The 26,222-nt window shown below is 63.0% G+C and carries 32 protein-coding genes; 25 read left to right on the forward strand and 7 right to left on the reverse strand.

Features of this window, described 5'->3' with window-relative positions:
* Nucleotides 1-123 precede the first annotated feature (123 nt).
* The 14 genes from ACUJB0_RS06840 (at nucleotide 124) to ACUJB0_RS06905 (ending at nucleotide 11,449) form a co-directional block, all read left to right on the forward strand.
* Nucleotides 124-1,452, forward strand: a complete 1,329-nt coding sequence (locus tag ACUJB0_RS06840) for a glucoamylase family protein (protein WP_444844960.1) — start codon at nucleotides 124-126, stop codon at nucleotides 1,450-1,452.
* 187 nt (nucleotides 1,453-1,639) lie between these two features.
* Nucleotides 1,640-2,248: a DUF2306 domain-containing protein gene (locus ACUJB0_RS06845; RefSeq protein ID WP_444844572.1), complete on the forward strand. Its 609-nt coding sequence runs from the start codon at nucleotides 1,640-1,642 to the stop codon at nucleotides 2,246-2,248.
* Between the two features lie 61 nt (nucleotides 2,249-2,309).
* The gene (locus ACUJB0_RS06850) at nucleotides 2,310-3,086 is read left to right on the forward strand and encodes a uracil-DNA glycosylase (protein WP_444844573.1); all 777 of its coding nucleotides are present in this window, start codon (nucleotides 2,310-2,312) and stop codon (nucleotides 3,084-3,086) included.
* A gap of 143 nt (nucleotides 3,087-3,229) precedes the next feature.
* Entirely contained in the window at nucleotides 3,230-3,706 is a 477-nt protein-coding gene (gene iscR, locus ACUJB0_RS06855) for a Fe-S cluster assembly transcriptional regulator IscR (RefSeq protein WP_008450513.1), read from the forward strand.
* Between the two features lie 26 nt (nucleotides 3,707-3,732).
* A complete protein-coding gene (locus ACUJB0_RS06860; RefSeq protein WP_444844574.1) occupies nucleotides 3,733-4,989 on the forward strand; it encodes an IscS subfamily cysteine desulfurase in 1,257 nt (418 codons plus the stop codon).
* 24 nt (nucleotides 4,990-5,013) lie between these two features.
* Nucleotides 5,014-5,403: a Fe-S cluster assembly scaffold IscU gene (gene iscU, locus ACUJB0_RS06865; RefSeq protein WP_008450509.1), complete on the forward strand. Its 390-nt coding sequence runs from the start codon at nucleotides 5,014-5,016 to the stop codon at nucleotides 5,401-5,403.
* 48 nt (nucleotides 5,404-5,451) lie between these two features.
* Nucleotides 5,452-5,775: an iron-sulfur cluster assembly protein IscA gene (iscA, locus tag ACUJB0_RS06870; RefSeq protein WP_117013419.1), complete on the forward strand. Its 324-nt coding sequence runs from the start codon at nucleotides 5,452-5,454 to the stop codon at nucleotides 5,773-5,775.
* 6 nt (nucleotides 5,776-5,781) lie between these two features.
* Complete coding sequence (hscB, locus tag ACUJB0_RS06875) at nucleotides 5,782-6,297, forward strand: Fe-S protein assembly co-chaperone HscB (RefSeq protein ID WP_444844575.1); 516 nt, start codon at nucleotides 5,782-5,784, stop codon at nucleotides 6,295-6,297.
* Between the two features lie 53 nt (nucleotides 6,298-6,350).
* Nucleotides 6,351-8,231 carry a Fe-S protein assembly chaperone HscA gene (hscA, locus tag ACUJB0_RS06880; RefSeq protein WP_444844576.1) on the forward strand — a complete coding sequence of 627 codons (1,881 nt, stop codon included), beginning with the start codon at nucleotides 6,351-6,353 and terminating at the stop codon, nucleotides 8,229-8,231.
* A gap of 19 nt (nucleotides 8,232-8,250) precedes the next feature.
* A complete protein-coding gene (fdx, locus tag ACUJB0_RS06885) occupies nucleotides 8,251-8,592 on the forward strand; it encodes an ISC system 2Fe-2S type ferredoxin (RefSeq protein WP_117013424.1) in 342 nt (113 codons plus the stop codon).
* A 1-nt stretch (nucleotide 8,593) separates the two neighbouring features.
* Nucleotides 8,594-8,788: a Fe-S cluster assembly protein IscX gene (iscX, locus tag ACUJB0_RS06890; RefSeq protein WP_444844577.1), complete on the forward strand. Its 195-nt coding sequence runs from the start codon at nucleotides 8,594-8,596 to the stop codon at nucleotides 8,786-8,788.
* Entirely contained in the window at nucleotides 8,775-9,665 is an 891-nt protein-coding gene (locus ACUJB0_RS06895; RefSeq protein WP_444844578.1) for a class I SAM-dependent methyltransferase, read from the forward strand. Before iscX ends, ACUJB0_RS06895 begins: the two co-directional genes overlap by 14 nt.
* Nucleotides 9,666-9,686: 21 nt before the next feature.
* Nucleotides 9,687-10,709, forward strand: a complete 1,023-nt coding sequence (gene ltaE / locus ACUJB0_RS06900) for a low-specificity L-threonine aldolase (protein WP_444844579.1) — start codon at nucleotides 9,687-9,689, stop codon at nucleotides 10,707-10,709.
* A complete protein-coding gene (locus ACUJB0_RS06905; RefSeq protein WP_444844580.1) occupies nucleotides 10,706-11,449 on the forward strand; it encodes an rRNA pseudouridine synthase in 744 nt (247 codons plus the stop codon). Before ltaE ends, ACUJB0_RS06905 begins: the two co-directional genes overlap by 4 nt.
* Here the strand turns inward: ACUJB0_RS06905 and ACUJB0_RS06910 are convergent, their stop codons facing one another.
* From ACUJB0_RS06910 to ACUJB0_RS06935, 6 genes are read right to left on the reverse strand one after another with little or no spacing between them, the layout of a single operon-like run.
* Nucleotides 11,450-12,544: a prolyl oligopeptidase family serine peptidase gene (locus ACUJB0_RS06910; protein WP_444844581.1), complete on the reverse strand. Its 1,095-nt coding sequence runs from the start codon at nucleotides 12,542-12,544 to the stop codon at nucleotides 11,450-11,452.
* A gap of 44 nt (nucleotides 12,545-12,588) precedes the next feature.
* Nucleotides 12,589-13,008 carry a hypothetical protein gene (locus ACUJB0_RS06915; RefSeq protein ID WP_444844582.1) on the reverse strand — a complete coding sequence of 140 codons (420 nt, stop codon included), beginning with the start codon at nucleotides 13,006-13,008 and terminating at the stop codon, nucleotides 12,589-12,591.
* A 50-nt stretch (nucleotides 13,009-13,058) separates the two neighbouring features.
* A complete protein-coding gene (locus ACUJB0_RS06920; protein ID WP_444844583.1) occupies nucleotides 13,059-13,586 on the reverse strand; it encodes an RDD family protein in 528 nt (175 codons plus the stop codon).
* Entirely contained in the window at nucleotides 13,576-14,292 is a 717-nt protein-coding gene (locus ACUJB0_RS06925; protein WP_444844961.1) for a DUF3106 domain-containing protein, read from the reverse strand. Before ACUJB0_RS06925 ends, ACUJB0_RS06920 begins: the two co-directional genes overlap by 11 nt.
* 59 nt (nucleotides 14,293-14,351) lie before the next feature.
* Nucleotides 14,352-14,753 carry a DUF3619 family protein gene (locus ACUJB0_RS06930; RefSeq protein ID WP_117013432.1) on the reverse strand — a complete coding sequence of 134 codons (402 nt, stop codon included), beginning with the start codon at nucleotides 14,751-14,753 and terminating at the stop codon, nucleotides 14,352-14,354.
* Nucleotides 14,750-15,319 carry an RNA polymerase sigma factor gene (locus ACUJB0_RS06935; protein ID WP_444844584.1) on the reverse strand — a complete coding sequence of 190 codons (570 nt, stop codon included), beginning with the start codon at nucleotides 15,317-15,319 and terminating at the stop codon, nucleotides 14,750-14,752. Before ACUJB0_RS06935 ends, ACUJB0_RS06930 begins: the two co-directional genes overlap by 4 nt.
* Before the next feature lie 510 nt (nucleotides 15,320-15,829).
* Between ACUJB0_RS06935 and ACUJB0_RS06940 the strand changes: the two genes are divergently transcribed.
* The 6 genes from ACUJB0_RS06940 (at nucleotide 15,830) to ACUJB0_RS06965 (ending at nucleotide 20,378) form a co-directional block, all read left to right on the forward strand.
* Complete coding sequence (locus ACUJB0_RS06940) at nucleotides 15,830-17,572, forward strand: acetolactate synthase 3 catalytic subunit (RefSeq protein ID WP_444844585.1); 1,743 nt, start codon at nucleotides 15,830-15,832, stop codon at nucleotides 17,570-17,572.
* A gap of 1 nt (nucleotide 17,573) precedes the next feature.
* Nucleotides 17,574-18,065 carry an acetolactate synthase small subunit gene (gene ilvN, locus ACUJB0_RS06945; RefSeq protein ID WP_005666354.1) on the forward strand — a complete coding sequence of 164 codons (492 nt, stop codon included), beginning with the start codon at nucleotides 17,574-17,576 and terminating at the stop codon, nucleotides 18,063-18,065.
* 31 nt (nucleotides 18,066-18,096) lie between these two features.
* Nucleotides 18,097-19,113, forward strand: a complete 1,017-nt coding sequence (gene ilvC / locus ACUJB0_RS06950) for a ketol-acid reductoisomerase (RefSeq protein WP_117013435.1) — start codon at nucleotides 18,097-18,099, stop codon at nucleotides 19,111-19,113.
* A gap of 136 nt (nucleotides 19,114-19,249) precedes the next feature.
* On the forward strand, nucleotides 19,250-19,642 hold the full coding sequence (locus ACUJB0_RS06955) for a hypothetical protein (protein ID WP_444844586.1): 393 nt from the start codon (nucleotides 19,250-19,252) through the stop codon (nucleotides 19,640-19,642).
* Nucleotides 19,635-20,054 (forward strand): hypothetical protein, encoded by a 420-nt coding sequence (locus ACUJB0_RS06960; protein ID WP_444844587.1) that lies wholly within the window; start codon nucleotides 19,635-19,637, stop codon nucleotides 20,052-20,054. The genes ACUJB0_RS06955 and ACUJB0_RS06960 overlap by 8 nt, the downstream gene beginning before the upstream one ends.
* 39 nt (nucleotides 20,055-20,093) lie before the next feature.
* Nucleotides 20,094-20,378, forward strand: coding sequence for a CopG family ribbon-helix-helix protein (locus ACUJB0_RS06965; protein WP_444844588.1), 285 nt, complete (start codon nucleotides 20,094-20,096; stop codon nucleotides 20,376-20,378).
* A gap of 97 nt (nucleotides 20,379-20,475) precedes the next feature.
* On the opposite strand, the gene ACUJB0_RS06970 is transcribed toward ACUJB0_RS06965, so the two are convergent.
* Nucleotides 20,476-21,363 carry a prolipoprotein diacylglyceryl transferase gene (locus tag ACUJB0_RS06970; protein ID WP_444844589.1) on the reverse strand — a complete coding sequence of 296 codons (888 nt, stop codon included), beginning with the start codon at nucleotides 21,361-21,363 and terminating at the stop codon, nucleotides 20,476-20,478.
* A 148-nt stretch (nucleotides 21,364-21,511) separates the two neighbouring features.
* Here ACUJB0_RS06970 and ACUJB0_RS06975 point away from each other — a divergent pair, with 148 nt between their 5' ends.
* The 5 genes from ACUJB0_RS06975 (at nucleotide 21,512) to ACUJB0_RS06995 (ending at nucleotide 26,111) form a co-directional block, all read left to right on the forward strand.
* Entirely contained in the window at nucleotides 21,512-22,276 is a 765-nt protein-coding gene (locus ACUJB0_RS06975; protein WP_444844590.1) for an SIMPL domain-containing protein, read from the forward strand.
* Nucleotides 22,277-22,345: 69 nt separating this feature from the next.
* Complete coding sequence (locus tag ACUJB0_RS06980; RefSeq protein ID WP_444844591.1) at nucleotides 22,346-23,113, forward strand: SIMPL domain-containing protein; 768 nt, start codon at nucleotides 22,346-22,348, stop codon at nucleotides 23,111-23,113.
* A gap of 106 nt (nucleotides 23,114-23,219) precedes the next feature.
* Complete coding sequence (gene pssA, locus ACUJB0_RS06985) at nucleotides 23,220-24,092, forward strand: CDP-diacylglycerol--serine O-phosphatidyltransferase (protein WP_117013442.1); 873 nt, start codon at nucleotides 23,220-23,222, stop codon at nucleotides 24,090-24,092.
* 60 nt (nucleotides 24,093-24,152) lie between these two features.
* Nucleotides 24,153-25,700 (forward strand): 2-isopropylmalate synthase, encoded by a 1,548-nt coding sequence (locus ACUJB0_RS06990; protein WP_444844592.1) that lies wholly within the window; start codon nucleotides 24,153-24,155, stop codon nucleotides 25,698-25,700.
* Nucleotides 25,701-25,706: 6 nt separating this feature from the next.
* Nucleotides 25,707-26,111 carry a hypothetical protein gene (locus ACUJB0_RS06995; RefSeq protein ID WP_444844593.1) on the forward strand — a complete coding sequence of 135 codons (405 nt, stop codon included), beginning with the start codon at nucleotides 25,707-25,709 and terminating at the stop codon, nucleotides 26,109-26,111.
* Nucleotides 26,112-26,222: the final 111 nt, after the last annotated feature.

Here is a 26,222-nt window from a genome sequence, read left to right on the forward strand (position 1 = left end):
TGCCGGCCGCGCCGGAGGAGACGCGCCACCGCTCGGGCCTCATTCGTGCGTTGAACCACATACGCTGGCGGAAGGCTGTGACAACATGGAGCTTTGGTATTTGCTGGGCCCGCCATGACCACCATGCCTGATATGCACCGTCCTCCACCCGCCATCGACGCCGAGAAGCTCAAGCTGCTGACGGAGATGCAAAGGAATTCCTTTGAGTACTTCATCCACGAAACCAACCCGGCCAACGGCTTGATCCGCGACAAGACCGAGCCGGGCTGGCCGGCCAGCATCGCCGCGGTCGGCATGGCGCTGACCGTCTACACCATCGGCGTCGAGCGCGGCTGCATGTCGCGCGGCGAGGCCGTGCTGCGCACGCTGACCACCTTGCGCTTCTTTGCCAATAGCGAGCAGGGCACCGCGCCGGACGCCACCGGATACAAGGGCTTCTATTATCACTTCCTGGACATGGAAAGCGGGGCGCGCGCATGGCGGTGCGAGCTGTCCAGCATCGACACCGCGCTGCTGATCGCCGGCATGCTGACGGCCGCCGCGTATTTCAGCGAGGACTCCCCGGGCGAGCGCGAGATCCGCGAACTGGCGCACATGTTGTACCGGCGCGTGGACTGGCAATGGATGCGCGGCCGCAACGGCTTGCTTTGCCACGGCTGGAAGCCGGAGCAGGGTTTCCTGCGCTGGCACTGGGAAGGCTACGACGAGGCGCTGATCCTGTACATCCTGGCGCTCGGGTCGCCGACCCATCCGATCGGCCGCGACAGCTATGACGCATGGGCCAGCACCTACGAATGGAAGACGGTGTACGGCATCGACTATCTGTATGCCGGCCCCTTGTTCATTCATCAGATGTCGCACCTCTGGCTGGACCTGCGCGGCATCCGCGACGACTTCATGCGCGCGCACGATCTGGACTATTTCGAGAACAGCCGCCGCGCCGCCTATGTGCAGCAGCGCTACGCGATCGAGAATCCGCTGGGCTTTCCGGAGTACGGCGAACTGTGCTGGGGTTTCACGGCCAGCGACGGCCCAGGTCCCGCCAGCCGGAAGATCGGCGGCGTGCAGCGCAGGTTTTATGACTACGTGGCACGGAGCGCGCCGTACGGCCCGGACGACGGCACGCTGGCGCCGTGGGCGGTGGCGGCCAGCCTGCCGTTCGCGCCGGAGATCGTCCTGCCCAGCATCGCCCACTTCCAGGGGCTGAACCTGTGCGAGGCCAATCCCTACGGCTTCAAGGCCTCGTTCTCGACCATCTTCCACCTGTGCGAGGCCGGCTGCCGGCGCTGGGTGTCGCCTTACCACTTCGGCATCAACGAGGGGCCGACGGTCGTCATGGTGGAAAATTACCTGAACGATTTCCCCTGGAGCCTGCTGCGTCAAAACACTTATCTGCGGGATGGCTTGCGCAAGGCCGGCTTCACCGGCGGCTGGGTTGCCGGGCTGTTGTAAAAAAGCCGGGAAATATTGTCTGTTAAATTAACCAGGCTCAACTGTTACATCTTTTTTGTCGCGCGCACCCCGATTGGATGCGTTAATTGTCGTGCGGCAACATCGACGAAATAGGATCGTCGTGTGATTCCTCCAACCTTGGCCCTTCGCTGCTGCACGTGGGGCCGACTTTTTTATCGAGGGTGTCATGCTTGATACGGTCTCTCAACGTCAATTGTGGATGATCTTTTTTGTGCTGGGTGGCCTGGTGGCCTGGGTGATGGTGCAGGTCGAACTGCCGATGTTGCTGGGCTGGAATCCGGCCTGGGAGCTGAAGACCAGCGACTACCGGCTGCTGTTGCATGTCCATGCGACCGCCGGCAGCGTGGCGCTGTTTGCCGCGCCGCTGCAGTTGCTGACTTACCGGCGCGCGCGCCGGCTGCACCGCCCGATCGGCTACGCCTACCTGCTGGCGATCTGCATCGGCGCGCCGACGGCGATCTGGATCGCGCTTGACCACCTGCCCGGCAGCGAGCGCTGGATGACCTGCGCGCAGGCCGGGTGCTGGCTGTATGCCACGCTGGTGGCGGTGGCGGCCGCCATACAACGCAAGATCGACCTGCACCGGACCTGGATCATGCGCAGTTACGCGCTGACCTACACCTTCGTCGTCAGCCGGTTGGCGATGGACGTATTGCACTACCACCCCAGCCCCGTCGTGGGCGGCAACTCCGGCTTTATCCTGATGTCCTCGTTGGCCGCGCTGGTGCTGGCCGATCTGGCAAGCATGAAAAAACCCGGCTGGAGCCTGGCCTGACATATTGGGGCGGGGAGCATTCGGCGATACAATCGCCCCTTTGCCTCAACGCTTTCCGCCCATGACGATCCCCACTTCCATCCTCGATGCGCTGCCGCGCGCCGACGCCTCCTGGCGCCCATTGCTGATCAAGGGACTGGAGGCCATGATGAAGGCCTACCCCGATTACCTGCCGCAGCTGGCCCAGGACCAGTACCTGCCGACCGGGCAGCGCCTGTTTGCGGCCTTTGCCTTGCCGTTGCAGGATGTGCGTTATGTATTGGTCGGCGAAGGCCCGTATCCGCGCGAGGAAAGCGCCACCGGCGTCTGCTTCATGGACGGCGCGGTCGGCAGCCTGTGGTCGGACGAGCAGGGCGGCGGGCTGTCCAAGCCGGTCAACAAGGCCACCTCGCTGCGCAATTTCATGAAGATGCTGTTGGTGGCCGACGGCCAGCTGGCGCCGGACAATACCGCCGGCGAAGCGATGGCCGCCGTCGCCGCGCGCGCCCGCAATGTGTCGGGCAGCCACATCCAGACGCTGGCCGAGATGCAGCAGAAATTGATCCAACAGGGGTTTTTGCTGCTGAACGCCTCGCTGGTGTTCCGCAGCCACGTGCCGCCCGTCAAGGACGCCAAGGCCTGGCTGCCGTTCTTCGAGACCGTGATGGCTGGCCTGGCCGAGCAGGCGTCCACCACGCCGACGATGGTGTTGTGGGGAAAAATCGCTGAACTATTGAGCAAGCTGCCGGTCATGCGGGAGTTCCCGCGCATCGTGGCGGAACATCCCTACAACCTGAGTTTCATCGGCAACCAGGACATGCACCAGCTGTTCCAGCCCATGCAGTTGTTGAAACGGTAAGTAACCCTTCTGGCAAAAGGCTCTCCGGGCAAACTTTGTTAAAGTTTGGTATACTTGACTAAATCGATCAACTAATCAGCTCTTTTGAAACACCGTGAAGAGCGTTGAGGTCGATATTTTAACCTAGTTGAACCGAGGTAGTGATGCGTCTGACCACCAAAGGCCGTTTTGCTGTGACTGCGATGATCGATCTGGCTTTGCGCCAAGGCAAAGGCCCGGTCACGCTCTCCGGCATCAGCCAGCGCCAGGCCATCTCGCTGTCCTACCTGGAGCAGTTGTTCGGCAAGCTGCGCCGCCACGAGATCGTCGAATCGATCCGTGGTCCGGGCGGGGGCTACAGTCTGGCGCGCCGCGCCGACAAGGTCACCGTGGCCGACATCATCATCGCCGTCGATGAGCCGCTCGATGCGACCCAATGCGGCGGCAAGGAAAATTGCCACGGCGCGGACGCCGCCAGCGGCGCACGCTGCATGACCCACGAACTGTGGGCCACGCTGAATGAAAAGATGGTCGATTACCTGGATTCCGTGTCCCTGCAGGATCTGGTCGATCAACAGAAGCAAAAGAATGCTGAACAAAACGTGGTCGTGATGCACCGTAACCACGCCGCGCTTGGTTAAGAGAACTAGTTAACGGAGTAACCCAGATGAACGCCCCTGAAAAAAACATCGCGCCAGTGAAGTTCCAGACCGCCCCGCATTTCCCGATCTACATGGACTACTCGGCCACCACGCCGATCGATCCACGCGTCGCCGACATGATGATTCCCTACCTGCGCGAGCAGTTCGGCAATCCGGCCTCGCGCAGCCACATGTACGGCTGGACCGCGGAGAAAGCGGTGGAAGAGGCGCGCGGCCACGTCGCGGCGCTGGTTAATGCCGACCCGCGCGAGATCATCTGGACCTCCGGCGCCACCGAATCGAACAACCTGGCGATCAAGGGCGCGGCGCAGTTCTACAAGACCAAGGGCAAGCACATCATCACCGTCAAGACCGAGCACAAGGCAGTGCTGGATACGGTGCGCGAACTGGAACGCCAGGGCTTCGAGGCGACCTACCTGGAACCGCAGGACAACGGCCTGATCACCATTGAGCAGCTGACCGCGGCCATCCGCCCGGACACCATCCTGGTCTCCGTCATGCTGGTCAACAACGAGATCGGCGTGATCCAGCCGATCGACGAGATCGGCGCGCTGTGCCGCTCGAAAGGCATCATCTTCCACTGCGACGCCGCGCAAGCGACCGGCAAGGTGGTGATCGACCTGCAAAAGACCAAGTGCGACCTGATGACCTTCACCGCTCACAAGACCTACGGTCCTAAGGGTATCGGCGCGCTGTACGTCTGCCGCAAGCCACGCGTGCGCATCGAAGCGCAAATGCACGGCGGCGGCCACGAGCGCGGCCTGCGCTCCGGCACCCTGCCTACCCACCAGATCGTCGGCATGGGCGAAGCCTTCCGCCTGGCGAAAGTGGAAATGGACAGCGAGATCACCCGCATCAAGGGCCTGCGCGACCGCCTGGCCAAGGGCCTGCAGGAGATCGAGGAAACCTACATCAACGGCGACATGGAACACCGCGTGCCGCACAACCTGAACGTCAGCTTCAACTACGTCGAAGGCGAGTCGCTGATCATGGCCGTGAAAGACCTGGCCGTGTCGTCCGGTTCGGCCTGCACCTCGGCCTCGCTGGAGCCATCGTACGTGCTGCGCGCCCTGGGCCGCAGCGACGAGCTGGCACACAGCTCGATCCGTTTCACCATCGGCCGCTTCACGACCGAAGAGGACATCGACTTCGCCATCAACCTGATGAAGTCCAAGGTACACAAACTGCGTGAGCTGTCGCCACTGTGGGACATGTTCAAAGACGGCATCGACATCAGCTCGATCCAATGGGCAGCCCACTAATTATTCAGATACAGGAGCATTAAAATGGCTTACTCGGAAAAAGTGTTGGACCACTACGAAAATCCACGCAACGTGGGCGCGTTCGAAAAGGGCGACGAGACCGTCGGCACCGGCATGGTCGGCGCGCCGGCCTGCGGCGACGTGATGAAGCTGCAGATCAAGGTCGGCGCCGATGGCCTGATCGAAGACGCGAAGTTCAAGACCTACGGCTGCGGTTCGGCCATCGCATCGAGCTCGCTGGTGACCGAATGGGTCAAGGGCAAGACGCTGGACCAGGCGCTGGCCATCAAGAACACCCAGATCGCTGAAGAGCTGGCGCTGCCGCCGGTGAAAATCCACTGCTCGATCCTGGCGGAAGACGCCATCAAGGCAGCGGTACTGGACTACCAGACCAAGCACCCAGTCGCGGCCTAAGTCTGTTTTAACCGGCGGCGTTCAATCGCCGCCGGCACGGAGAATCAAATGGCAATCACCCTGACCGAAAAAGCAGCCAAGCATATCAACCGCTACATCGAACGCCGTGGTAAGGGCGTCGGCCTGCGTTTTGGCGTGCGCACCACCGGCTGCTCGGGCCTGGCCTACAAGCTGGAATACGTGGACGAAGTCGCGCCGGAAGACAGCGTGTTCGAATCGCACGGCGTCAAAGTATTCGTCGATCCGAAAAGCCTGCCCTACATCGACGGCACCGAGCTCGATTTCGCGCGCGAAGGCTTGAACGAAGGCTTCAAGTTCCATAACCCGAACGAGAAAGACGCTTGCGGTTGCGGCGAAAGCTTCCGCATCTGATAAGCCATGCAAAATCACTTTGAGTTGTTCAATCTGCCGCAGCAGTTTGCCGTGGACGCGGGGGCGCTGGACAGCGCCTACCGCGACGTGCAGGGCCGCGTCCATCCCGACAAATTCGTCAATGCCACCGACGCCGAAAAGCGCGTCGCCATGCAGTGGGCCACGCGCGCCAACGAAGCCTACCAGACCCTGAAGAATCCGCAGAAACGCGCGCAGTATATGTGCGAGTTGAACGGCGTCGATTTGCAGACCGAGTCGAATACGGCGATGCCGATGGCCTTCCTGATGCAGCAGATGGAATGGCGCGAAGAGCTGGGCGACGCCCGCGCCGCCAAGGACAGCGACGCGCTGGAAGCGCTGGACAAGCAGCTGCGCAACGAACGCAAGGCGCGCCTGGCCGAGATCGAAAAACAGATCGATGCCGGCGATTTCCACGCGGCCGCGCAAGGCGTGCGCGCGCTGATGTTCCTTGAAAAATTCGGCGAAGAAGTCCGCTTCGCCTTCGAAGCAATCGAAGCCTGAGCGCCGCGCCGCGCGCGCGCCTCGGCAGACAAGATAAGAATACAGGTCCATCCATGGCACTTCTGCAAATTTCCGAACCAGGCATGTCCACCGCGCCGCACCAGCATCGGCTGGCGGTCGGTATCGACCTGGGCACCACCAATTCGCTGGTCGCCACGGTGCGCAACAGCATTCCAGAAGTGCTCAGCGATGAGGAAGGCCGCCCGCTGCTGCCTTCCGTGGTGCGCTATCTGCCCAATGGCCATGCCAACATCGGCTACAAGGCGCAGGCCGCGCAGACCATCGATCCGAAGAACACCATCGTTTCCGTCAAGCGCTTCATGGGCCGCGGCCTGGCCGATATCGCCTACGCGGAAAACATGCCCTACGATTTCCAGGACACCCCTGGCATGGTGCAGCTGAAGACCATCGCCGGCATCAAGAGCCCGGTCGAGGTATCGGCGCAGATCCTGGCCACGCTGCGCCAGCGCGCCGAAGATTCGCTGGGCGACGATCTGGTGGGCGCGGTCATCACCGTGCCGGCTTACTTCGATGACGCGCAGCGCCAGGCCACCAAGGATGCGGCGCAGCTGGCCGGCATCAACGTGCTGCGCCTGCTGAGCGAGCCGACCGCCGCCGCCATCGCCTACGGCCTGGATAACGGTTCGGAAGGTCTGTACGCCGTCTACGATCTGGGCGGCGGCACATTCGATATCTCCATCCTCAAGCTGAGCAAGGGCGTGTTCGAAGTGCTGTCCACCGGCGGCGACTCCGCGCTGGGCGGCGACGATTTCGACCACCGCTTGTTCTGCTACATCCACCAGCAGGAAAAACTGGCGCCGCTGTCGGACGAGGACACCGCCGTGTTGATGGTCAAGGCCCGCGAAGCGAAGGAACTGCTGTCGACCAAGTCCGAAGTGACCGTGGACGCGGTGCTCGGCTCGGGCGAGGAAGTGCATCTGAAGATCACCGCCGAGACCTTCCAGGAGATCACCAAGCACCTGATCGAGAAGACCATGAAGGCCATCAAGAAAGCGCTGCGCGACGCGAACGTCGATGCGGACGATATCGATGGCGTGGTCATGGTCGGCGGCGCGACCCGCATGCCGCACGTGCAGCGCGCGGTCAGCGAATACTTCCACACCATCCCGCACGCGAACATCGACCCGGACAAGGTGGTGGCGCTGGGTGCGGCGGTGCAGGCCAACCTGTTGGCCGGCAACCGCGCGCCGGGCGACGACTGGCTGCTGCTGGATGTGATCCCGCTGTCGCTGGGCATCGAGACGATGGGCGGCCTGGTAGAGAAGATCATCCCGCGCAATTCGACCATCCCATGCGCCCGCGCTCAGGAATTCACCACCTTCAAGGATGGCCAGACCGCGCTGGCGGTGCACGTGCTGCAGGGCGAGCGTGAGCTGGTGTCCGACTGCCGCTCGCTGGCGCGCTTCGAGCTGCGCGGCATTCCGCCAATGGTGGCCGGCGCGGCGCGCATCCGCATCACCTACCAGGTGGACGCGGACGGCCTGCTGTCGGTGTCCGCGCGCGAACTGCGCTCCGGCGTGGAAGCGTCGATTGTCGTCAAGCCGGCCTATGGCCTGGGTGATGACGACGTCGCGCGCATGCTGCAGGATTCGTACAAGTCGGCCGATGTGGACATGGTCGCCCGCGCACTGCGCGAAGAGCAGGTCGAGGCCGAGCGCATCATGCTGGCCACGCAATCGGCGCTGGATGAAGACGCGGGCTTGCTGAGCGACGAAGAGCGCAAGGCGGTCGACGCGTTGATGAACAAGGTGCGCGACGTGGTCGCGCAATCGCAGACCGGCGCCGCCGATCACGCGGCGGTGAAGTCCGCCGTCGAAGCGCTGGCCAACGGCACCGAGGAATTCGCATCGCGCCGCATGGATCGCAGCGTGCGCAGCGCACTGGCCGGCAAGACGCTGGACCAGGTAGTTTAAACAAACCTAGAGGTATCAAGTGCCACAAATCGTATTCCTGCCCCACGCAAAACTGTGCCCGGACGGCGCCGTCATCGAAGCCGAAGCCGGCAAGACGCTGTGCGACGTCATGCTCGAAAATGACATCCACATCGAGCACGCCTGCGAGAAGTCCTGCGCCTGCACCACCTGCCACGTGCTGGTGCGCGAAGGTTTCAACTCGCTGAACGAAGCCTCCGAGACCGAGGAAGACCTGCTGGACAAGGCCTGGGGCCTGGAAGCCGTGTCGCGCCTGTCGTGCCAGGCCGTGGTGGCGGACGAGGACCTGGTCGTCGAGATCCCGAAATACACCATCAATCACGCAAGCGAAGGCGGGCACTGAGATGAAGTGGACCGACATCACCGCGATTGCGGAAGCGCTCTACGATAAGCACCCGGACGTCGATCCGGCGGCTATCCGCTTCACCGATCTGCACAACTGGATCGTCGACCTCGAAGAGTTCGACGACGACCACACGCGCGGTGGTGAAAAAGTCCTCGAGGCGATACAGCAGGCGTGGATCGATGAAGCCAAGTAAGCAAGTGGCCAAGATCGGCGCAACCGTCACCGGCGCGGACAATATGCCGGAAATCCGCGAAGGCCAAACCGTCGCGCTGCTGCAAGAGCTGCACATCCTCACCCGCGACGGCAAGATGAACCAGGACAGCCGCCGCAAGCTGAAACAGGTCTACCACCTGTACCAGTTCATCGAGCCGCTGCTGAAGGAAGTGCTGGCCGAGAAGGAGAGCGTGTCGCTGGTGGACCACGGCGCCGGCAAGTCCTACCTCGGCTTCATCATCTATGACCTGTTCTTCAAGGCGCTGAACGACAGCTCGCACATCTACGGCATCGAAACCCGCGAAGAGCTGGTGGCGCGTTCGCAGGAACTGGCCAAGCAGTTCAACTTCCCCGGCATGTCCTTCCTGCCGCTGTCGGTGGCCGAGTCCACCGAATCGAAGCTGCTGCCGGACCGGATCGACGTCGTCACCGCGCTCCACGCCTGCAACACGGCGACCGACGACGCCATCCACTTCGCGCTGAAGAAGAAGGCCAAGTACATGGTGCTGGTGCCTTGCTGCCAGGCGGAGGTCGCGTCGGTGCTGAAGAAGAACAAGGGCAAGTCGCTGGCCAAGTCCGCGCTGACCGAGATCTGGCGCCACCCGATCCACACGCGCGAATTCGGCAGCCAGATCACCAACGTGCTGCGCTGCCTGCAACTGGAAGCCCACGGCTACCAGGTCAACGTGACGGAGCTGGTGGGCTGGGAGCACTCGATGAAGAATGAGCTGATCATCGCGACGTACAAGAACCTGCCACGCCAGCGGCCTTCCGAGCGTTTGCAGGAAGTGCTGGAGACATTGGGATTGGAGGAGATGGGCAACCGCTTCTTCACCGAGCAGGTAGCAAAACAGTAAATCAGGAAGGGGCAGGGAACGATGAGTGAGCTGAACGAAAAATGGTTGGACCTCCGCAGCGACACCGTCACCCGCCCCAGCGCGGCGATGCGCGCCGCGATGAACGCGGCGGACGTCGGCGACGATGTCTACGGCGATGATCCCACCGTCAACCGTCTGCAGGAATATACGGCCGATTTGTTCGGCTACGAGGCCGCGTTGTTCGCGCCGTCCGGCACGCAGAGCAACCTGCTGGCGTTGCTGGCCCACTGCGGCCGTGGTGACGAATACCTGGTCGGGCAGGAAGCCCATACCTACCGCTACGAAGGCGGCGGCGCGGCGGTGCTGGGCAGTATCCAGCCGCAGCCCATCATCAACCAGCCGGATGGCAGCATCGCACTGGCCGATATCGAAGCCTATATCAAGCCGGACGATTTCCATTTCGCGCGCACCGAGCTGCTGGCGCTGGAGAACACTATCGGCGGCCGCGTGCTGGGCCTCGACTACCTGAAGCAGGCGACCACGCTGGCGCACGAGCGCGGCCTGGCAACGCACCTCGACGGCGCGCGCGTCTGCAATGCCGCCGTCAAGCTGGGTGTGAGCCCGCGCGCTGCGGTGGCGGGCTTCGATTCCGTCTCGGTGTGCCTGTCGAAAGGACTGGGCGCGCCGGTCGGCTCCGTCCTGTGCGGCAGCAAGCCGTTGATCGCCGAGGCCAAACGCTGGCGCAAGATGCTGGGCGGGGGCATGCGCCAGGCCGGCATGATCGCGGCCGGCGGCTTGTACGCGCTGCAGCACAACTTCGAACGGCTGGCGGAAGACCACGACAACGCCGCCTACTTCGCGAGTGAATTGGCCAAGCTGAAGAACATCAAGGTCAGCACGCCGCAAACCAATATCTTTTACGTTGATATCCCGGCCGATGCCTGCCGCGGCTTGAACGACGTGCTGCAACTGACCCGCATCCGCGTATCGATGTCGCCGCACCTGCGCATCGTCACGCACATGGATGCATCGCGCGAGGACATCGACCGCGCCATTACCGTTTTTGGAGATTTTTTCGGATGACCGATAGCACCACTGATAACACCGTCCGCCTGGCCAAGCGCCTGTCGGAGATGCGCCCCTGCTCGCGCCGCGAAGCCGAACTCTATATCGAGGGCGGCTTCGTCAGCGTGGACGGCGTCGTGGTGGAGGAGGCGGGCGCCCGCGTGACGATGGATCAGCAGATCGAAGTCGCGCCGGACGCCACGCTGCTGGAGATCCAGCCGGTCACGATCCTGCTACACAAACCGGTAGGCGCTAACGGCGGCATCGGCAAGGACGGTTCCCCGGCCGTGCATCTGCTGAATCCAGCCTCGCTGACGCGCTCCGCGCCGGGCCAGCGCTTCCTCAAGCGCCACCTGGCCAACCTGACCCTGACCACGCCGCTGGAGACCAAGGCCAGTGGCCTGCTGGTGTTCACGCAGGACTTCCGCGTCAGCCGCAAGCTGGTCGACGAAGCTGCCAAGATCGAACACGAGATCATCGCCGAAGTGACCGGCACCATTGCGGAAAACGGCCTGGCGCTGCTGAACCACGGCCTGCCGTTCAACGGCAAGCCGCTGCCGCCGATGAAGGTCAGCTGGCAGAACGAGAACCGCCTGCGCTTCGCGCCGAAGAATCCCAAGCCGGGCCAGATCGAACATATGTGCAAGCTGGTCGGCCTGACCGTGGTGTCGATGAAGCGCATCCGCATCGGCCGCATCGCGATGGCGAGCCTGCCAGTAGGCGAATGGCGCTACCTGCAGGATCACGAGCGCTTCTGATTACTTCCCGGTGGTCTGCGACAGGATGAAGGCGTAGGTATCGGCCGCTTCCACATCCTGCTGCGCGCGGGTCGAGCCCATGCCGTGGCCGGCGTCGAAGTCCACCCGCAGTATCACCGGCTTGCCGCTGGCCGTCGCCGACTGCAGGCGCGCCGCCATCTTCGCCGGATGGAACGGCGCGACGCGCGGATCGGTCACGCCGGTGGTCAGCATGATGGCCGGGTATTTGGTGCCATCCACCACCTGCTGATAGCTGTCGATGCTCTTCAGCGCCTTGAAGCCGGCGGGATCGGCGATCGCTCCCCATTCAGGCTCCTCGCCATAGCCGTTCTGCTCCGCCACGTAGCGCAGCGGATTGTGCCAGCCCACTCCCGACACCACCGCCGCGAACAAGTCCGGCCGCTCCTCCAGCGCGCGGCCCATGGTGATGCCGCCGGCCGAACGGCCGCCGATCGCCATGCTGGCCGGCGAAGTGTAACCCTTGGCGTTCATGTCCTCGCACACGGCGATCAGGTCGCGCCAGGTGTTCGGTTTGTTTTCCAGCTGGCCGGCGCGGTGCCACTGGCGTCCGAACTCGCCGCCGCCGCGCACATTGGCGTAGCCGATGATGGCCCCCTGGTCGGCCAGTGCCAGCGTGCGGCCCGCGAACGAGGGCGTGTACGCGGCCGAGCCATAGCTGCCGTAGGCGGAGATGAAGGCCGGATTCTTACCGTCCATCTTCAGCCCCTTTTTGTAGATCAGGCTATACGGGATCTGCGTGCCATCCTTTGCGGTGGCGTAGCGGCGCTCGGTGGTGTAGGCGCTGGTGTCGATGGCCGGTTTCGGCGTGATGCCGGTGTCGCTCATCCTGCCGTCGGCGCCCACGCTCCAGATGCCGGCCGGTTCCAGCCAGCCGGTCAGCATGGCCAGCGCGCCCGCCGTATTCGGATCGGCCTCGATCTCGCGCAGCGTGCCTTCGAAGGGCAGGGCGATGGTGGTCAGCTTGCCGTCGTTGCCCAGGCGTTGCAGCACGTTCGGGCCGCCGTCCATCGCCCGCAGGTACAGGCCGTCCTTGGCGCGCGCCATGCCTTGCAGGACCAGCCTGGATTCGGCCACCACCTCGGTGGCCTTGGCCAGCGACGGCGCCCTGGCCGAGGTTTTCAGCAGGCGTCCGCGCGGGTGGTCCTTGGTCGAAAGCCGCCCTCGCGCACGAACAGCTTGAAGTTGTTGGCGCCTGCCGGACGCTGCTGGTAGAACAGGCGGGCGCCGGCCTTCTGCACGCGTGCCGGCGTGGCCACGTCGCCGGACAGTTGCTGGATGCGGGCCAGCAGCACGTCGCGTTTCGGCAGCGCGTCGAGCACGGCGCGGGCGTGGGCGTTCTGCTGCTTGAGGTAGGGCAGCCACTCGGGATCCTTGTCGTTTTCCATCCAGCGATAGCGGTCCACCACGGCCTCGCCGAAGTAGGTGTCGCTGACGGGTTCAACCCGCGCAACGGGCGCGGCGGGAATGTCGGCCGCGAACGCGGCCGAGACTGACAGGGCGAGGACCGCCCCGTACATCATGCAAACAACTTTAGTCATTTATACCCCCTGTGGCGAAAGACTTATTCTGCCACAGAAGATTGCAAAAATTACACCGCCGGCACGGCCTTCTTTTTCTTTTCCGGCGGCGGCAGCTGGACCAGGCGGGTGCCGGTCAGTTTGTCGTGCAGGAACTGGCGGTCCTTGTCGAGGAAGGCCGTCAGCGACCACAACAGGATGCCGGCGCCGACCGCGCCCAGCGCCTGCCATTTGTGCAGGTCCAGCACCAGCGCCGCCAGCAGCGCCGGCAGCACCCACATCCAGCTCAGCAGGTAGCGCACGGCGGCGGTCTGCAGCGACAGGTGGCTGTGGCCGGGACGCACGAGTTTCAGGCGCCAGGTCTTCATCGCCAGCGTCTGGCCGTCGCGGCTCCACTGATGGATGAAGTAGGCGCCCAGCACCAGGAAGGCCAGCGCCTGGCGCATGTGCTCCATGGTCGGCGTGTGGCTGCCGTGGGTGGCGATTTCAAAGACCAGGAAGGGCAGGAACAGCACCGCGAACCCCAGCAGGGTTTCATAGACCATCGAAATCAGACGGCGCTTGACGGTGGGGATGGTGAGCGGCTGCTTATTTGACATTGGCGGGCTGTGCTGGCGGAACGGATGCCGGCGCGGCGGGCGCGATCACGGGTGCGACGTTCGAGGCGTTGGGAATGGGCGCGCCGGTGACCGGGTCGATGCCGGGCGCGGGTGCGGGTGCCGGGACGGCGGCAGGCATGACTATCGGCGTCGCGGCGGGGCTGGCGCCGGTCGGCACCGGCGGCTTGATCGGCGCCACGGTTTTCATCTTGCTCTGGGACGGCGTCGGCAGGTTGGCGACCTGCTTCTTGGTCGCCGCCTTGGCCGCCAGTGCCTTCTTCTGTTCTTCGGAAAGCTGCTGGTAGGATTCCCACTGCGTGGTTTTCTGCGACGGATCGATCTTCTGCGCGCGCGCGAAGTTCTGGCGCACCTGGCGGCGTTCCTCCGGCGTCATCTTGACCCATTCGCGCATGCGTTCCTGCACGCGGGCCTGCTCGTCCGGCTTCATCGAGGCGTAGCGCTTGACGATGCCCAGCCATTTTTGCTTGCGGATCGGCTCCAGCTGGTCCCACTCGGGGGCCAGCGGCTCCAGCGCCTGCTGTTGCGCGGGCGTCAAATCCTTCCACATGGTTTTGTCGGCCGACTTGGCCGGCGCGTGCTTGCCCGCCGCCGTGCCCGGCTGCGGGGCGGAGGCGGATGCGCTCTGCGCCGCAGGCTGCGCCGGCGTGTCCGAGCGGCCGCAGCCAACCAGCGCCGCGCTTGCCACCGTCAATACCGCTACCGCTTTAGCGCCCCATGTTGCGTGACCGCTCAATGCCATGCCGCTTACTCGCTTTGAGCCAGATAGGCGTTAAAACCGTGGTCCAGGTAGGCGGACAGCGGCAATTCGTCGGACAGCACGGCGGCGTCGAGCTCGGCCAGGTCGGCCACGCGCTGTTCCTGCTCGTACTGGTAGATGCCGGCCAGGCCGCCCACCAGCACCAGCAGGGGCAGGGCCACGCTCATGCGGGTCATCCAGCTGAACGAGAAGAAGCCGGTGCCGGCGCCGGCCAGCGCGTTCTTGCGCACGCGCACCTTCAGCGGCGCCTCCACGTGGGCTTTCTTGCGGGCGAGCGCCATCTTGCGCGCTTGCGCCAGGCGGTCGGTGGTCGATGCGGGCAGATCGTCCAGGTGCTCGTTGAGCGCGTGGCGCACCTTGTAAGCGAAATTCAGATCGTCGGTATTCATAGTTTGATTCCCTTGGCTTTGAGCGATTCGGCGAGCGTGTGTGTTGCACGTGAGCAATGTGTCTTCACGCTCCCCTCGGAACATCCCATCGCTTCGGCTGTTTCAGCTACATCCATGTCCTGCCAATAACGCATAAGGAAGGCTTCTCGTTGACGCGCTGGAAGCTTTTGTACTTCGGCATCGATCAGGGCCAGCATCTGCTGGCGCTCGACCTGGTCCGCGCTGGACTCGGCGGCGGCAGAACCCTCTTCGGCGGCGTAGGATTCGAGGATGTCGAAGTCCTCATGGTCGTCGCCGGAGGGGCCCATGCCGGAGAACAGGCTGACCCAGGTGTTGCGAACTTTTTCCCTGCGGAAATAGTCGAGGATGGTGGTTTGCAAAATGCGCTGGAACAGCATCGGCAGCTCGGCGGCCGGCTTGTCGCCGTACTTCTCGGCGAGCTTGATCATCGCGTCCTGCACGATGTCCAATGCGGATTCGTCCTTGCGCACTGCGTAGACGGCTTGTTTAAAGGCACGCCGCTCGACGTTTTCGAGAAAGTCGGATAATTCTTTGTCTGTGGCCATGCGTCGGGTGTGGGTACTGCCGGGAAAGCCGGCGCTGGGCCGCTTGATGGCGGCTCGTGAACTGAGCGCATGCTAGCAAAAATTAGCCATTTCTGCAGTGTTTTTGCAGCCCCGGCGATGAAAAATGCGCTGAAACGCGGCATTTTGCGATATTTCCCTTGCCCAAACATATGCCGCCGGTGTACCGTATGGGACGCTTTGAACACCCCGAAGCTCTATGGTCTGGTCGCAGCAGGCACACAACGCCGCAATCGACAAGACGCGCTTTCATATGTCAGCAGTTTGCTCTAACCCGTGCCACAAGCGCGAGAGGTACGCAGAACCGCTACAGATAGATCCAGCCAAACGAGAGTTTGCAGCTAGCACTGCTTTGCACGTCACTACGGTTGACGGAAGAGGCAGGTGTGACTGCAGAAAAAAAGGGAAGCAGGGCAATGCTGTAGAGGTGGGCCTACTTCGTTAGGAAAGAGCATCCGATCAATCTCCTATGGACCTTGAAAGGAATGTTTCATGAATACCGAAGCAACCGCATCATCCGGAGCGAACACGCTCACAGGCGCTGAAATACTGGTGCGCTGCCTGGCCGAGGAAGGCGTCGAACACGTCTTTGGCTATCCGGGCGGAGCCGTACTGTATATCTACGACGCCATCTTCAAGCAAGACAAATTCCAACACGTCCTCGTGCGTCACGAACAGGCCGCAGTGCATGCCGCCGATGCGTACTCGCGCAGCTCGAACAAGGTTGGTGTCGCGCTGGTCACGTCCGGTCCGGGCGTCACCAATGCCGTGACAGGTCTTTCCACCGCTTACATGGATTCCATCCCCATGGTCGTGATCTCGGGCCAGGTGCCTAGCCACGCCATCGGCCAGGATGCCTTCCAGGAATGCGACACGGTCGGCATCACCCGCCCCGTGGTCAAGCACAATTTCCTCGTCAAAGACGTCAAGGATTTGGCGGAAACCGTCAAGAAAGCCTTCTTCATCGCCCGCACCGGCCGTCCAGGCCCCGTGCTGGTCGACATCCCGAAGGATATCTCGATGCACAAGACGACGTACTCGTACCCGAAAGAGGTCGAGATGCGTTCGTACAAGCCGGTCGACAAGGGCCACTCCGGCCAGATCCGCAAGGCGGTCCAGCTGCTGCTGCAAGCCGAACGTCCGATGATCTACACCGGCGGCGGCGTGATCCTGGCCAACGCCTCGCCCGAGCTGAACAAGCTGGTCGACAAGCTGGGCTTCCCGGTCACCAACACGCTGATGGGCCTGGGCGCCTATAAAGCGTCGAGCGAGAACTTCGTCGGCATGCCCGGCATGCACGGCACCTATGAAGCGAACATGGCGATGCAGCACTGCGACGTCCTGATCGCCATCGGCGCCCGCTTCGACGACCGCGTGATCGGCAACCCGAAACACTTCGCCTCCAACCCGCGCAAGATCATCCACGTGGACATCGATCCGTCGTCGATCTCCAAGCGCGTGAAGGTCGACATCCCGATCGTCGGCAACGTCAAGGACGTGCTGATCGAATTCCTGGCCCAGCTCGACGCTGCGGACGCCAAGCCGAACGCGCCCGCGCTCAAGGACTGGTGGAAGCAGATCGGCGAATGGCGCGGCCGCGACTGCCTCAAGTTCCCGACCTCGGACCTGGTGATCAAGCCGCAAGCCGTGGTGCAGAAGCTGTGGGAAGTGACCAAGGGCGACGCCTTCATCACCTCCGACGTCGGCCAGCACCAGATGTGGGCTGCGCAGTACTACCCGTTCGACAAGCCCAAGCGCTGGGTCAACTCGGGCGGCCTGGGCACGATGGGCGTGGGCCTGCCGTACGCCATGGGCGTGCAGATGGCCAACCCGGACGCCACCGTCGCCTGCATCACCGGCGAAGGCTCGATCCAGATGTGCATCCAGGAGCTCGCGACCTGCAAGCAATATCATCTGACGCCGAAGATCATCATGCTGAACAACCGCTTCCTGGGCATGGTTCGCCAGTGGCAGCAGATCGACTACGGTTCGCGCTATTCCGAGTCCTACATGGATTCGCTGCCGAACTTCGAGAAGCTGGCGGAAGCCTACGGCCACGTCGGCATGCGCATCGAGAAGCCGGGCGACGTCGACGGCGCGCTGCGCGACGCCTTCGCCATGAAGGACAAGCTGGTCTTCATGAACTTCATTACCGATCAATCGGAAAACGTCTGGCCGATGGTGAAAGCGGGCAAAGGGCTCTCTGAAATGCTGTTGGGTTCGGAGGACTTATAACATGCGACACATTATCTCTGTCTTGCTGGAAAACGAAGCCGGCGCGCTGTCGCGCGTGGTGGGCCTGTTCTCGGCCCGTGGCTACAACATTGAAACGCTGACCGTGGCGCCGACCGAAGACGCGACCTTGTCGCGGATGACCATCGTCACCTCCGGTTCGGACGACATCATTGAACAGATCACCAAGCACCTGAACCGCCTGATCGAGGTGGTGAAGGTGGTGGACCTGACCGAAGGCCAGCACATCGAGCGCGAACTCATGTTGATCAAGGTGCGCGCGGTGGGCAAGGAGCGTGAAGAGATGAAGCGCACGGCGGATATCTTCCGCGGCCGCATCATCGATGTCACCGAGAAGACTTACACGATTGAACTGACCGGCGCCAAGAGCAAGCTCGACGCGTTCATCGATTCGATCGACCGCGCTTCCATCCTGGAAACGGTACGTACCGGCGGTTCCGGCATCGGACGCGGCGAACGCATCCTCAAAGTTTAATCAAATTCAAAAATACTACTAAGGAAATACCATGAAAGTTTTCTACGACAAAGACGCTGACCTCTCCCTGATCAAGGGCAAAAACGTAGCCATCATCGGCTACGGCTCGCAGGGCCACGCCCACGCGCAAAACCTGAGCGACTCCGGCGTCAACGTGACCGTCGGCCTGCGCAAGGGCGGCTCCTCGTGGAGCAAGGTCGAGAAGGCCGGCCTGAAAGTGGCGGAAGTGAACGACGCGGTCAAGGCCGCCGACGTCATCATGATCCTGCTGCCGGACGAGAACATCGCCCAGGTCTACAACGAAAACGTCGCGCCATACGCCAAGCAGGGCGCGGTGCTGGCCTTCGCCCACGGCTTCAACGTGCACTACGGCCAAGTCGTGCCACGCGCCGACCTGGACGTGATCATGGTCGCACCGAAGGCCCCGGGCCACACCGTGCGCGCCACCTACACCCAGGGTGGCGGCGTGCCGCACCTGATCGCCGTGTACCAGGACAAGTCCGGCATCGCCCGTGACATCGCCCTGTCGTACGCCTCGGCCAACGGCGGCGGCCGTGCCGGCATCATCGAAACCAACTTCCGCGAAGAGACCGAAACCGACCTGTTCGGCGAACAGGCTGTCCTGTGCGGCGGCGCGGTCGAGCTGATCAAGGCCGGCTTCGAAACCCTGACCGAAGCGGGCTACGCTCCGGAAATGGCTTACTTCGAATGCCTGCACGAGCTGAAGCTGATCGTCGACCTGATCTACGAAGGCGGCATCGCCAACATGAACTACTCGATCTCGAACAACGCCGAATACGGCGAGTACGTGACCGGTCCCAAGGTTGTGACCTCGGCCACCAAGGACGCGATGCGTCAGTGCCTGAAAGACATCCAGACCGGCGAGTACGCCAAGTCCTTCATCCTGGAAAACAAGGCAGGCGCTCCGACCCTGATCTCGCGCCGTCGCCTGACCGCCGAGCACCAGATCGAAGAAGTCGGCGCCAAGCTGCGCGCCATGATGCCTTGGATCGCCAAGAACAAGATGGTCGACCAGTCGAAGAACTAAGCTTTATCTTCGCCACGAAAAAGCCGGCACTGGTTGCCGGCTTTTTTGCGTCTGCCCGCACCGCAGTGAGTTTGCGCGCATATTCCGGCGTGTCTTTCAGGTACTATTGACGAACAATACACTTCCTCTTCAAACCATGAAACGTCCTACCTCTGTCACCGTCATCGCCTGGTTCCTGATAGTCACCTCGCTCATCTCCTTGGTTTCCAGTTACGTCAGCATGGACAATCCGCTGGTGCGCGAGCTCATGTCCAAGAGCCTGCTGCCGCTTTCCGTTCAATACGCCATGATGTTTGTGGGCCTGCTCGTGACCGTGGCGACCGGCGTCGCCATGTTGAAGGGGCTGGGCTGGGGACGGCTGGTCTATTTCGCGTGGAGCGCATTGGGCCTGGTGGTCGGGCTGGCGACGTCGCCGATGAAGATGGCGATGATACCGGGCGCCGTCCTGCTGGCGATCTTCGCCTTCTTCCTGTACCGCCCGAAGGCCAATGCCTACTTCGGTGGACAGGTAGCGGCCAACGATGCGTAAAGTAATCAGTATCGTCTGCCAGGTCGTTGCCGGTTTCTTTCTCTACATGGTCAGCATGCTGGCCTTCATGAGCGGACTTCCGGTGTTGGCCAAGGCGGCCATGCTGGCCGGATTCTCGGTGCCGGCCTTCATCGCGCTTGCCATCGCGCTGGGGCTGACGGGTCTGCGCAACTGGAAGAAGCACACCGGCCTGATGCTGTTGTCCATGTCGGCGTTCAACGGATTCGTCATTTTTTCGATGGCGTGCATGTGGATGAGCGAGGAGTTCCGGCGGATGATGCCACCCGATTCCTTCGCCAACTTCGGCGCATATTTTGCCGGCGCCACGGTCCTTGCCGCGTTTGCGATCCTGGGCTGGCTGCTATTCAAGTCCGGCGGCGGCACGGCGGAGCAGGGGCGTGCTGGCGCGTAGCACACATGTGCTACATTAGTGCCTGAAAAGGAGGACGCCATGTCAACCACAACGATACGTTTGCCGGACGAGTTGAAGGCGCGCATAGCCAGCGCCGCCGAGCGCGCAGGCAAGACACCCCACAGTTTTATTCTTGAAGCCATCGCCGAAAAGACTGAGATGGAGGAGCAACGCGCCAGCTTCGATGCCGAAGCCGACGCCCGCTTTGCCAAGCTGCTTAAAACCGGAAAGTCCATTCCCTGGGCTGACATGCGGGGATATCTTGAAGAGCGCGTTGCAGGGATTCCGGCGAAGCGGCCTGTAGCAAAGAAAAATGGGAATTAAGGATGACGCGCGTCGATACGTGCTCGGTATCCGAAGTCAGCGCGAAGCAGGTTACGCGCGGTAAATCTGTTTATACGATATAAATTATTCTCCGGCCTCAGCCTTTCGACATGGCGCGCGACGATGGGCGCAGGCTTAGTATCACGGTGCCGACCGCGCCCAGCAGGATCAGCGCGACAGCGATCATCTCCGCCTGCGTGGCATGCAGGCCGGCCACATTGAACACCGGATTCACGCGGATCTGCTCGATCAGCAGGCGCTCCACACCGGCCAGCATCAGATACACCGAGAACAACCAGCCGATGCCGAACGCATGTTTGCGCAGCGCCCACAGCAGCGCGAAGCACAGCGCGGCCATCGCGGTTTCGTACATCGGCGTGGGATACACGCCGGGCAGGGCGATCAGCTCGCCGTAGATGTTGTTGTCGTAGGTCTGCGCCCAGAACCAGGCCGGCAACCAGTCCGGCTTGAGCGCCATGTTGGCCGCGATGCCCCAGTCGCCGTCGCCGGACACCTGGCAGCCGATGCGGCCGATGGCGTAGCCCAGCATCATGGCCGGCGCCGCTGCGTCCAGCAGCGGGCGTACCGGCAAACGCCAGCGCCGCACGCACACCATGCCGGCCAGCGTCCCCAGGATCAGCCCGCCGAAGATGCTCAGGCCCGAGCGTGTGAAGATCATGCCCATCGGATCGGCGGCGAACTGGTCGGTGTGCTCGAGGATGTGGAACAGCCGCGCGCCGAACACGCCGGCCACCATCACCACCACCATGAAATCGCTGACCACGTCCTGCGGCGGCACGTCGGCGCCGCGCACGCGCGCCGGCCCGATCCGTCCCGCCTCATACAGGCGTTTGAGCTCGGCCCGGAACAGCGCGCCGGCCACCAGCGCAGCCAGCGCCACGAACATGCCGAAGGTCGCCAACGGCAGCGGCAGTTCGTAACCGGTCCAGGCCTTGATCACATCACTCAAATACGGATACGACATGTAGTGCTTTCAAAAGAGGAGTCTGCTTGCATACTTCGCGCACTGTAGCATAAGGGCGGTTGTTACAAACACTCACTATGTCTTACATTTACTACAGGTAATTTCAGGTAAAGTTCGCCTTGTTGTAATTTTAACTTTGGAGCCCGCAATGACCGTCATGAAATCTATCGCCGCAGCCGCTGCCGCCTCCTTCGCGCTCGCCGCGCATGCCGCCCCGCTTGAATCGCTGCCGACCTCCGGCACGCTGGTCGTGGTGCCGGCCTTCGGCGAAGTCAAGCACGCCAACGATCAAGCGATCGCCACGCTGGCGATCGAAGAGCAGGACAAGGACAAGGCCGCCGCCGCCTCGCGCGTCAACCAGAAGATGAAGCAGGGCCTGGACATCGTCAAGCGCGAAGACCCCAGCGCCAGCCTGAAAACCCAGGGCTACTACACCTACCCGGTCTATCCCGAAGAGCGTCCATCGATCAACGGCCAGCCATCCAAGCCGCGCGTGCCGACCTCCTGGCGCGTGGGCCAGTACCTGCAGGTGACCACCACCAACCTGGAAAAGCTGCCGAAGACCGTGGCCGCCGCCCAGAAGATTTTGACCCTGAACGGCCTGCAGTTCGGCCTGACGCCGGAAACCACCCGTCAGCTTGATGACCAGCGCATCGCCGCCACCTACAAGAACCTGAACGAGCGCATCAACTCGATCGCCAGCGCGATGGGCCGCAAGGTCGGCGACGCCGTGCTCGACACGGTCGACTTCGAAGGCTCGGGCAACTACGCCCAGGACCGCATGGCTGGCGCCCCGGCGCCAATGATGATGCGCGCGGCCAAAATGGAATCCGCCGACGTGGCCGAACCCAGCTTCGAACCCGGCGAGACCACGCTGCAAATGACCCTGGTAGGCAAGGTCCGCTTCAAGTAAGGACCGCTGCGCGGCGGCGCGCCTTGAGGTACAGTTACGATTGCCTTTCTATTAATTTTGGAGATCGTGATGACCGTACTGAAACACCTGGCCGCCGCCGTTGCCGCCACCGTCGCGCTGTCCGCGCACGCCGCGCCGCTGGAATCCCTGCCGACCAGCGGCGCACTGGTCGTCGTGCCCGCGTTCGGCGAAGTCCGCCATGTCAACGACCAGGCCACGATTACGCTGTCGGTCGAGGAAGTCGACAAGGACAAGTCCGCCGCCGCCTCCCGCGTCAACCAGAAAATGAAGCAGGGCCTGGACATCGTCAAGCAGGAAGATCCCCAGGCCAGCCTGAAAACCCAGGGCTACTACACCTATCCGGTGTATCCCGAGGAGCCGGCGCCGGTCAACGGCCAGCCGCGCAAGCCGCGCGTGCCGACCGCCTGGCGCGTGGGCCAGTCCCTGCAGGTGATCACGACCAACCTGGCCGGGCTGCCGAAGACCGTCGCCGCCGCACAGCGCGTACTGGCGCTGAACAATCTGCACTTCAGCCTGACACCGGAAACCACCCGCAAGCTCGACGACCAGCGCATCGCCGCCACCTACGCCAACCTGAACGAGCGCGTCAACTCGATCGCGCATGCGATGGGCCGCAAGGTGGGCGACGCGGTGATCGACACTATCGATTTCGAAGGCTCGGGCAACTACCTCGACCGCGTCACCGTCACCGGCTCATCGCGCGCGATGGCCGCGCCGGCGCCGCCGGCCTATGGCGGCGAAGTGGCCGAACCGAGCTTCGAGCCGGGCGAAACCACGCTGCAAATGCGTCTGGTCGGCAAGGTGCGCTTCAAATAAGCAAACCCGGGGCAGAACAGGGCGGACGGCGCGCCGTCCCCTTTTTTGTGGTCGGCTCCTCTATAATGACGGAGCAACATCATCAGTTAAACAGAAACGGAACCCTATGGCCAAATTCCCCCGCCGCCGAGTCAAGAATGGCGCAGCCCAAGCCAAAACGCCCCAGATGTCGCGCTTTAGCCGCTTCGCACGCCGCGCCAGGGGCGAGGACCTCGACCGGCCGCGCCATCGCGGAATCTACCTGCTGCCGAACGCCTTCACCACCGCCGCCCTGTTCTGCGGCTTCTACGCCATCGTCATGGCGATGAACCAGAAATTCGAACACTCCGCCTGGGCCATCTTCATCGCCATGGTGCTCGACGGCCTCGATGGCCGCGTCGCACGCCTGACCAACACCCAGAGCGAATTCGGCGCCCAGTACGATTCGCTGTCGGACATGGTGTCCTTCGGCGCCGCGCCGGCGCTGGTGATCTACGAATGGTCGCTGCGCGGCCTGGGCAAGCTGGGCTGGATCGCCGCCTTCGTCTATTGCGCCGGCGCCGCGCTGCGCCTGGCCCGCTTCAACACCAACATCGAAGTGGTCGACAAGCGCTTCTTCCAGGGCCTGCCGTCGCCGTCGGCCGCCGCGCTGGTGGCCGGCTTCGTGTTGCTGATGGTGGACCAGGAAGTGCCTGGCCTCCAGTTGAGCTGGGTCTCGTGGAGCATCGCCGTGTTCGCCGGCCTGACCATGGTGACCAATGTGCCGTTCTACAGTTTCAAGGACGTGAACTTCCGCAAGTCGGTGCCGTTCATCGCGGTGTTCCTGATCGCGCTGGTGTTCGCGCTGGTGTCGATCGATCCGCCGAAGGTGCTGTTCCCGATCTTTATCGCCTACGGCCTGTCGGGCTATGTGGTGTCCGCATGGCGTCTGGCCAAGGGCAAGAAGGTCAGCCTGATCCAGATCGACGAGGACAGCAACGATCCGAGCGAACGGCGCTAAACCGCAAGGGGCGGCAGGCCCTGAGAATTCAAGCAACGAAGCAACAGCCACGGAGCCATCATGAGTAACTCATCCAACCGCCTCATCATCTTTGACACCACCCTGCGCGACGGCGAGCAATCGCCCGGCGCCTCGATGACCAGGGACGAAAAAGTCCGCATCGCCAAGCAGCTGGAACGGCTGCGGGTGGACGTCATCGAAGCGGGCTTCGCGGCCGCCTCGCAAGGGGACTTCGAATCCATCAAGGCGATCGCCTCGGTGGTGCGCGAATCGACCATCTGCTCGCTGTCGCGCGCCAACGACCGCGACATCTCGCGCGCGGCCGAAGCGCTGGCGCCGGCCGAGCGCAAACGCATCCACACCTTCATCGCCACCTCCAAGCTGCACATGGAGATGAAGCTGCGCATGCTGCCCGACCAGGTGCTGCTGCAGGCCCGCAACGCGGTGCGCTTCGCCCGCCAGTTCACCGACGACATCGAATTCAGCCCGGAAGACGGCAGCCGCTCGGACGAGGATTTCCTGTGCCGCGTGCTGGAAGGCGTGATCGAGGAGGGCGCGACCACCATCAACTTCCCTGACACGGTGGGCTACGCGGTGCCGGAGATTTTCGGCGAGACCATCCGCCGCTTGCGCGAGCGCATCCCCAATTCCGACAAGGCCATCTGGTCGGTGCACTGCCACAACGACCTGGGCCTGGCCGTGGCCAACTCGCTGGCCGGAGTGATGATCGGCGGCGCGCGCCAGATCGAATGCACCATCAACGGCCTGGGCGAACGCGCCGGCAACACTGCGCTGGAGGAAGTGGTGATGGCGCTGCGCACGCGCAAGGGCTACTACAACCTCGACGTCGGCATCGACACTACGCAGATCGTCGCCGCTTCCAAGATGGTGTCGCAGATCACCGGCTTCGCCGTGCAGCCCAACAAGGCGGTGGTGGGCGCCAACGCGTTCGCGCACGCTTCCGGCATCCACCAGGACGGCATGCTGAAGTCGCGCGAGACCTACGAGATCATGCGCGCCGAAGACGTCGGCTGGACCGCCACCAAGATCGTGCTGGGCAAGCTGTCGGGCCGCAACGCCTTCAAGCAGCGCTTGCAGGAGCTGGGCATCGACCTGGAATCGGAAGCGGAAATCAACGCCGCCTTCGTCCGCTTCAAGGAGCTGGCCGACCGCAAGGCCGACATCTTCGACGAGGACATCCTGGCGCTGGTGTCGGACGAGGAGCAGGCGCAGGAGCGCGAGTATTACCGCTTCGTCTCGCTGTCCCAGCAATCGAGCTCGGGCCAGACGCCAAGCGCGAAAGTGGTGTTCATGATCGACGGCGAGGAACACGTCTCCGAGGGCAAGGGCGATGGTCCGGTCGACGCCACGGTCAACGCCATCGAATCGGAAGTGGGCAGCGGCGCCGAGCTGGTGCTGTTCTCGGTCAACGCGATCAGCACCGGCACCCAGTCGCAGGGCGAGGTGACGATGCGCTTGTCGAAGGAAGGCCGCATCGTCAACGGCGTGGGCGCCGATCCGGACATCATCGTCGCCTCGGCCAAGGCCTACCTGTCGGCGTTGAACAAGCTGCACTCGAAGATCGAGCGCGTCAATCCACAACCCTGAGCAAATATGCGATTCAAAGTTATCAGCCTGGCCGCGCTTGCGCTTTTCACCTCGACCGTTTCCCATGCGGCCGCCAATGGCGGCGTCAGCCCGGACCGGGCCGCCGGCCAATTCGTGGATGCGCTGCAGCACCAGCGCTTCAAGGAGGCCGCGGCCATGTTCACGCCGGAGGCAACGCAAAATGCCGAGCGCACCTTGAAGCGCGCCGGCGACAGCCTTGGTGGGTTTGCGACGATGCATCCTGTCGCGACGCTGCCGGACGGGAAGAGCATCAAGCTGGAAGTGCCCGCGCATGAAGGCGCGGCGCGGAAGTTTGTTCAATTCCGGTACGCGTCCACCGCCAGCGATGGGCAGCCGGTGTTTTACGAATTGAACCTCACGGCCGACGGCATGCCGCCGAAGGTCTTGTAGTTCGGGCTGCATCTTCCGGCGAACGATGCGCCATCAGCGAAACGTGCGAATCAACTGGTGAGCGCCATCAACCGTTGATGCATGGCCCAGTGATCCGCACGGCATGGCCGG

Source organism: Duganella caerulea (assembly GCF_040362985.1).
GTDB lineage: Bacteria > Pseudomonadota > Gammaproteobacteria > Burkholderiales > Burkholderiaceae_D > Rugamonas > Rugamonas vulcania.

Excerpts from the sequence above, each read along its gene's own strand:
- hscB (WP_444844575.1), top strand. The coding sequence starts at position 5,782 with ATGCAAAATCACTTTGAGTTGTTCAATCTGCCGCAGCAGTTTGCCGTG.
- iscR (WP_008450513.1), top strand. The coding sequence starts at position 3,230 with ATGCGTCTGACCACCAAAGGCCGTTTTGCTGTGACTGCGATGATCGAT.
- ACUJB0_RS06930 (WP_117013432.1), bottom strand. The coding sequence starts at position 14,753 with ATGAATACCGACGATCTGAATTTCGCTTACAAGGTGCGCCACGCGCTC.
- iscU (WP_008450509.1), top strand. The coding sequence starts at position 5,014 with ATGGCTTACTCGGAAAAAGTGTTGGACCACTACGAAAATCCACGCAAC.
- ACUJB0_RS06960 (WP_444844587.1), top strand. The coding sequence starts at position 19,635 with ATGCGTAAAGTAATCAGTATCGTCTGCCAGGTCGTTGCCGGTTTCTTT.
- ilvC (WP_117013435.1), top strand. The coding sequence starts at position 18,097 with ATGAAAGTTTTCTACGACAAAGACGCTGACCTCTCCCTGATCAAGGGC.
- pssA (WP_117013442.1), top strand. The coding sequence starts at position 23,220 with ATGGCCAAATTCCCCCGCCGCCGAGTCAAGAATGGCGCAGCCCAAGCC.
- ACUJB0_RS06860 (WP_444844574.1), top strand. The coding sequence starts at position 3,733 with ATGAACGCCCCTGAAAAAAACATCGCGCCAGTGAAGTTCCAGACCGCC.
- ACUJB0_RS06935 (WP_444844584.1), bottom strand. The coding sequence starts at position 15,319 with ATGGCCACAGACAAAGAATTATCCGACTTTCTCGAAAACGTCGAGCGG.
- hscA (WP_444844576.1), top strand. The coding sequence starts at position 6,351 with ATGGCACTTCTGCAAATTTCCGAACCAGGCATGTCCACCGCGCCGCAC.
- ACUJB0_RS06905 (WP_444844580.1), top strand. The coding sequence starts at position 10,706 with ATGACCGATAGCACCACTGATAACACCGTCCGCCTGGCCAAGCGCCTG.
- ilvN (WP_005666354.1), top strand. The coding sequence starts at position 17,574 with ATGCGACACATTATCTCTGTCTTGCTGGAAAACGAAGCCGGCGCGCTG.
- ACUJB0_RS06970 (WP_444844589.1), bottom strand. The coding sequence starts at position 21,363 with ATGTCGTATCCGTATTTGAGTGATGTGATCAAGGCCTGGACCGGTTAC.
- ACUJB0_RS06940 (WP_444844585.1), top strand. The coding sequence starts at position 15,830 with ATGAATACCGAAGCAACCGCATCATCCGGAGCGAACACGCTCACAGGC.
- ACUJB0_RS06955 (WP_444844586.1), top strand. The coding sequence starts at position 19,250 with ATGAAACGTCCTACCTCTGTCACCGTCATCGCCTGGTTCCTGATAGTC.
- ACUJB0_RS06840 (WP_444844960.1), top strand. The coding sequence starts at position 124 with ATGCCTGATATGCACCGTCCTCCACCCGCCATCGACGCCGAGAAGCTC.
- ACUJB0_RS06995 (WP_444844593.1), top strand. The coding sequence starts at position 25,707 with ATGCGATTCAAAGTTATCAGCCTGGCCGCGCTTGCGCTTTTCACCTCG.
- ACUJB0_RS06850 (WP_444844573.1), top strand. The coding sequence starts at position 2,310 with ATGACGATCCCCACTTCCATCCTCGATGCGCTGCCGCGCGCCGACGCC.
- ACUJB0_RS06975 (WP_444844590.1), top strand. The coding sequence starts at position 21,512 with ATGACCGTCATGAAATCTATCGCCGCAGCCGCTGCCGCCTCCTTCGCG.
- ACUJB0_RS06965 (WP_444844588.1), top strand. The coding sequence starts at position 20,094 with ATGTCAACCACAACGATACGTTTGCCGGACGAGTTGAAGGCGCGCATA.
- iscA (WP_117013419.1), top strand. The coding sequence starts at position 5,452 with ATGGCAATCACCCTGACCGAAAAAGCAGCCAAGCATATCAACCGCTAC.
- ACUJB0_RS06990 (WP_444844592.1), top strand. The coding sequence starts at position 24,153 with ATGAGTAACTCATCCAACCGCCTCATCATCTTTGACACCACCCTGCGC.
- ACUJB0_RS06845 (WP_444844572.1), top strand. The coding sequence starts at position 1,640 with ATGCTTGATACGGTCTCTCAACGTCAATTGTGGATGATCTTTTTTGTG.
- iscX (WP_444844577.1), top strand. The coding sequence starts at position 8,594 with ATGAAGTGGACCGACATCACCGCGATTGCGGAAGCGCTCTACGATAAG.
- ACUJB0_RS06980 (WP_444844591.1), top strand. The coding sequence starts at position 22,346 with ATGACCGTACTGAAACACCTGGCCGCCGCCGTTGCCGCCACCGTCGCG.
- ltaE (WP_444844579.1), top strand. The coding sequence starts at position 9,687 with ATGAGTGAGCTGAACGAAAAATGGTTGGACCTCCGCAGCGACACCGTC.
- ACUJB0_RS06915 (WP_444844582.1), bottom strand. The coding sequence starts at position 13,008 with ATGACTAAAGTTGTTTGCATGATGTACGGGGCGGTCCTCGCCCTGTCA.
- ACUJB0_RS06895 (WP_444844578.1), top strand. The coding sequence starts at position 8,775 with ATGAAGCCAAGTAAGCAAGTGGCCAAGATCGGCGCAACCGTCACCGGC.
- ACUJB0_RS06920 (WP_444844583.1), bottom strand. The coding sequence starts at position 13,586 with ATGTCAAATAAGCAGCCGCTCACCATCCCCACCGTCAAGCGCCGTCTG.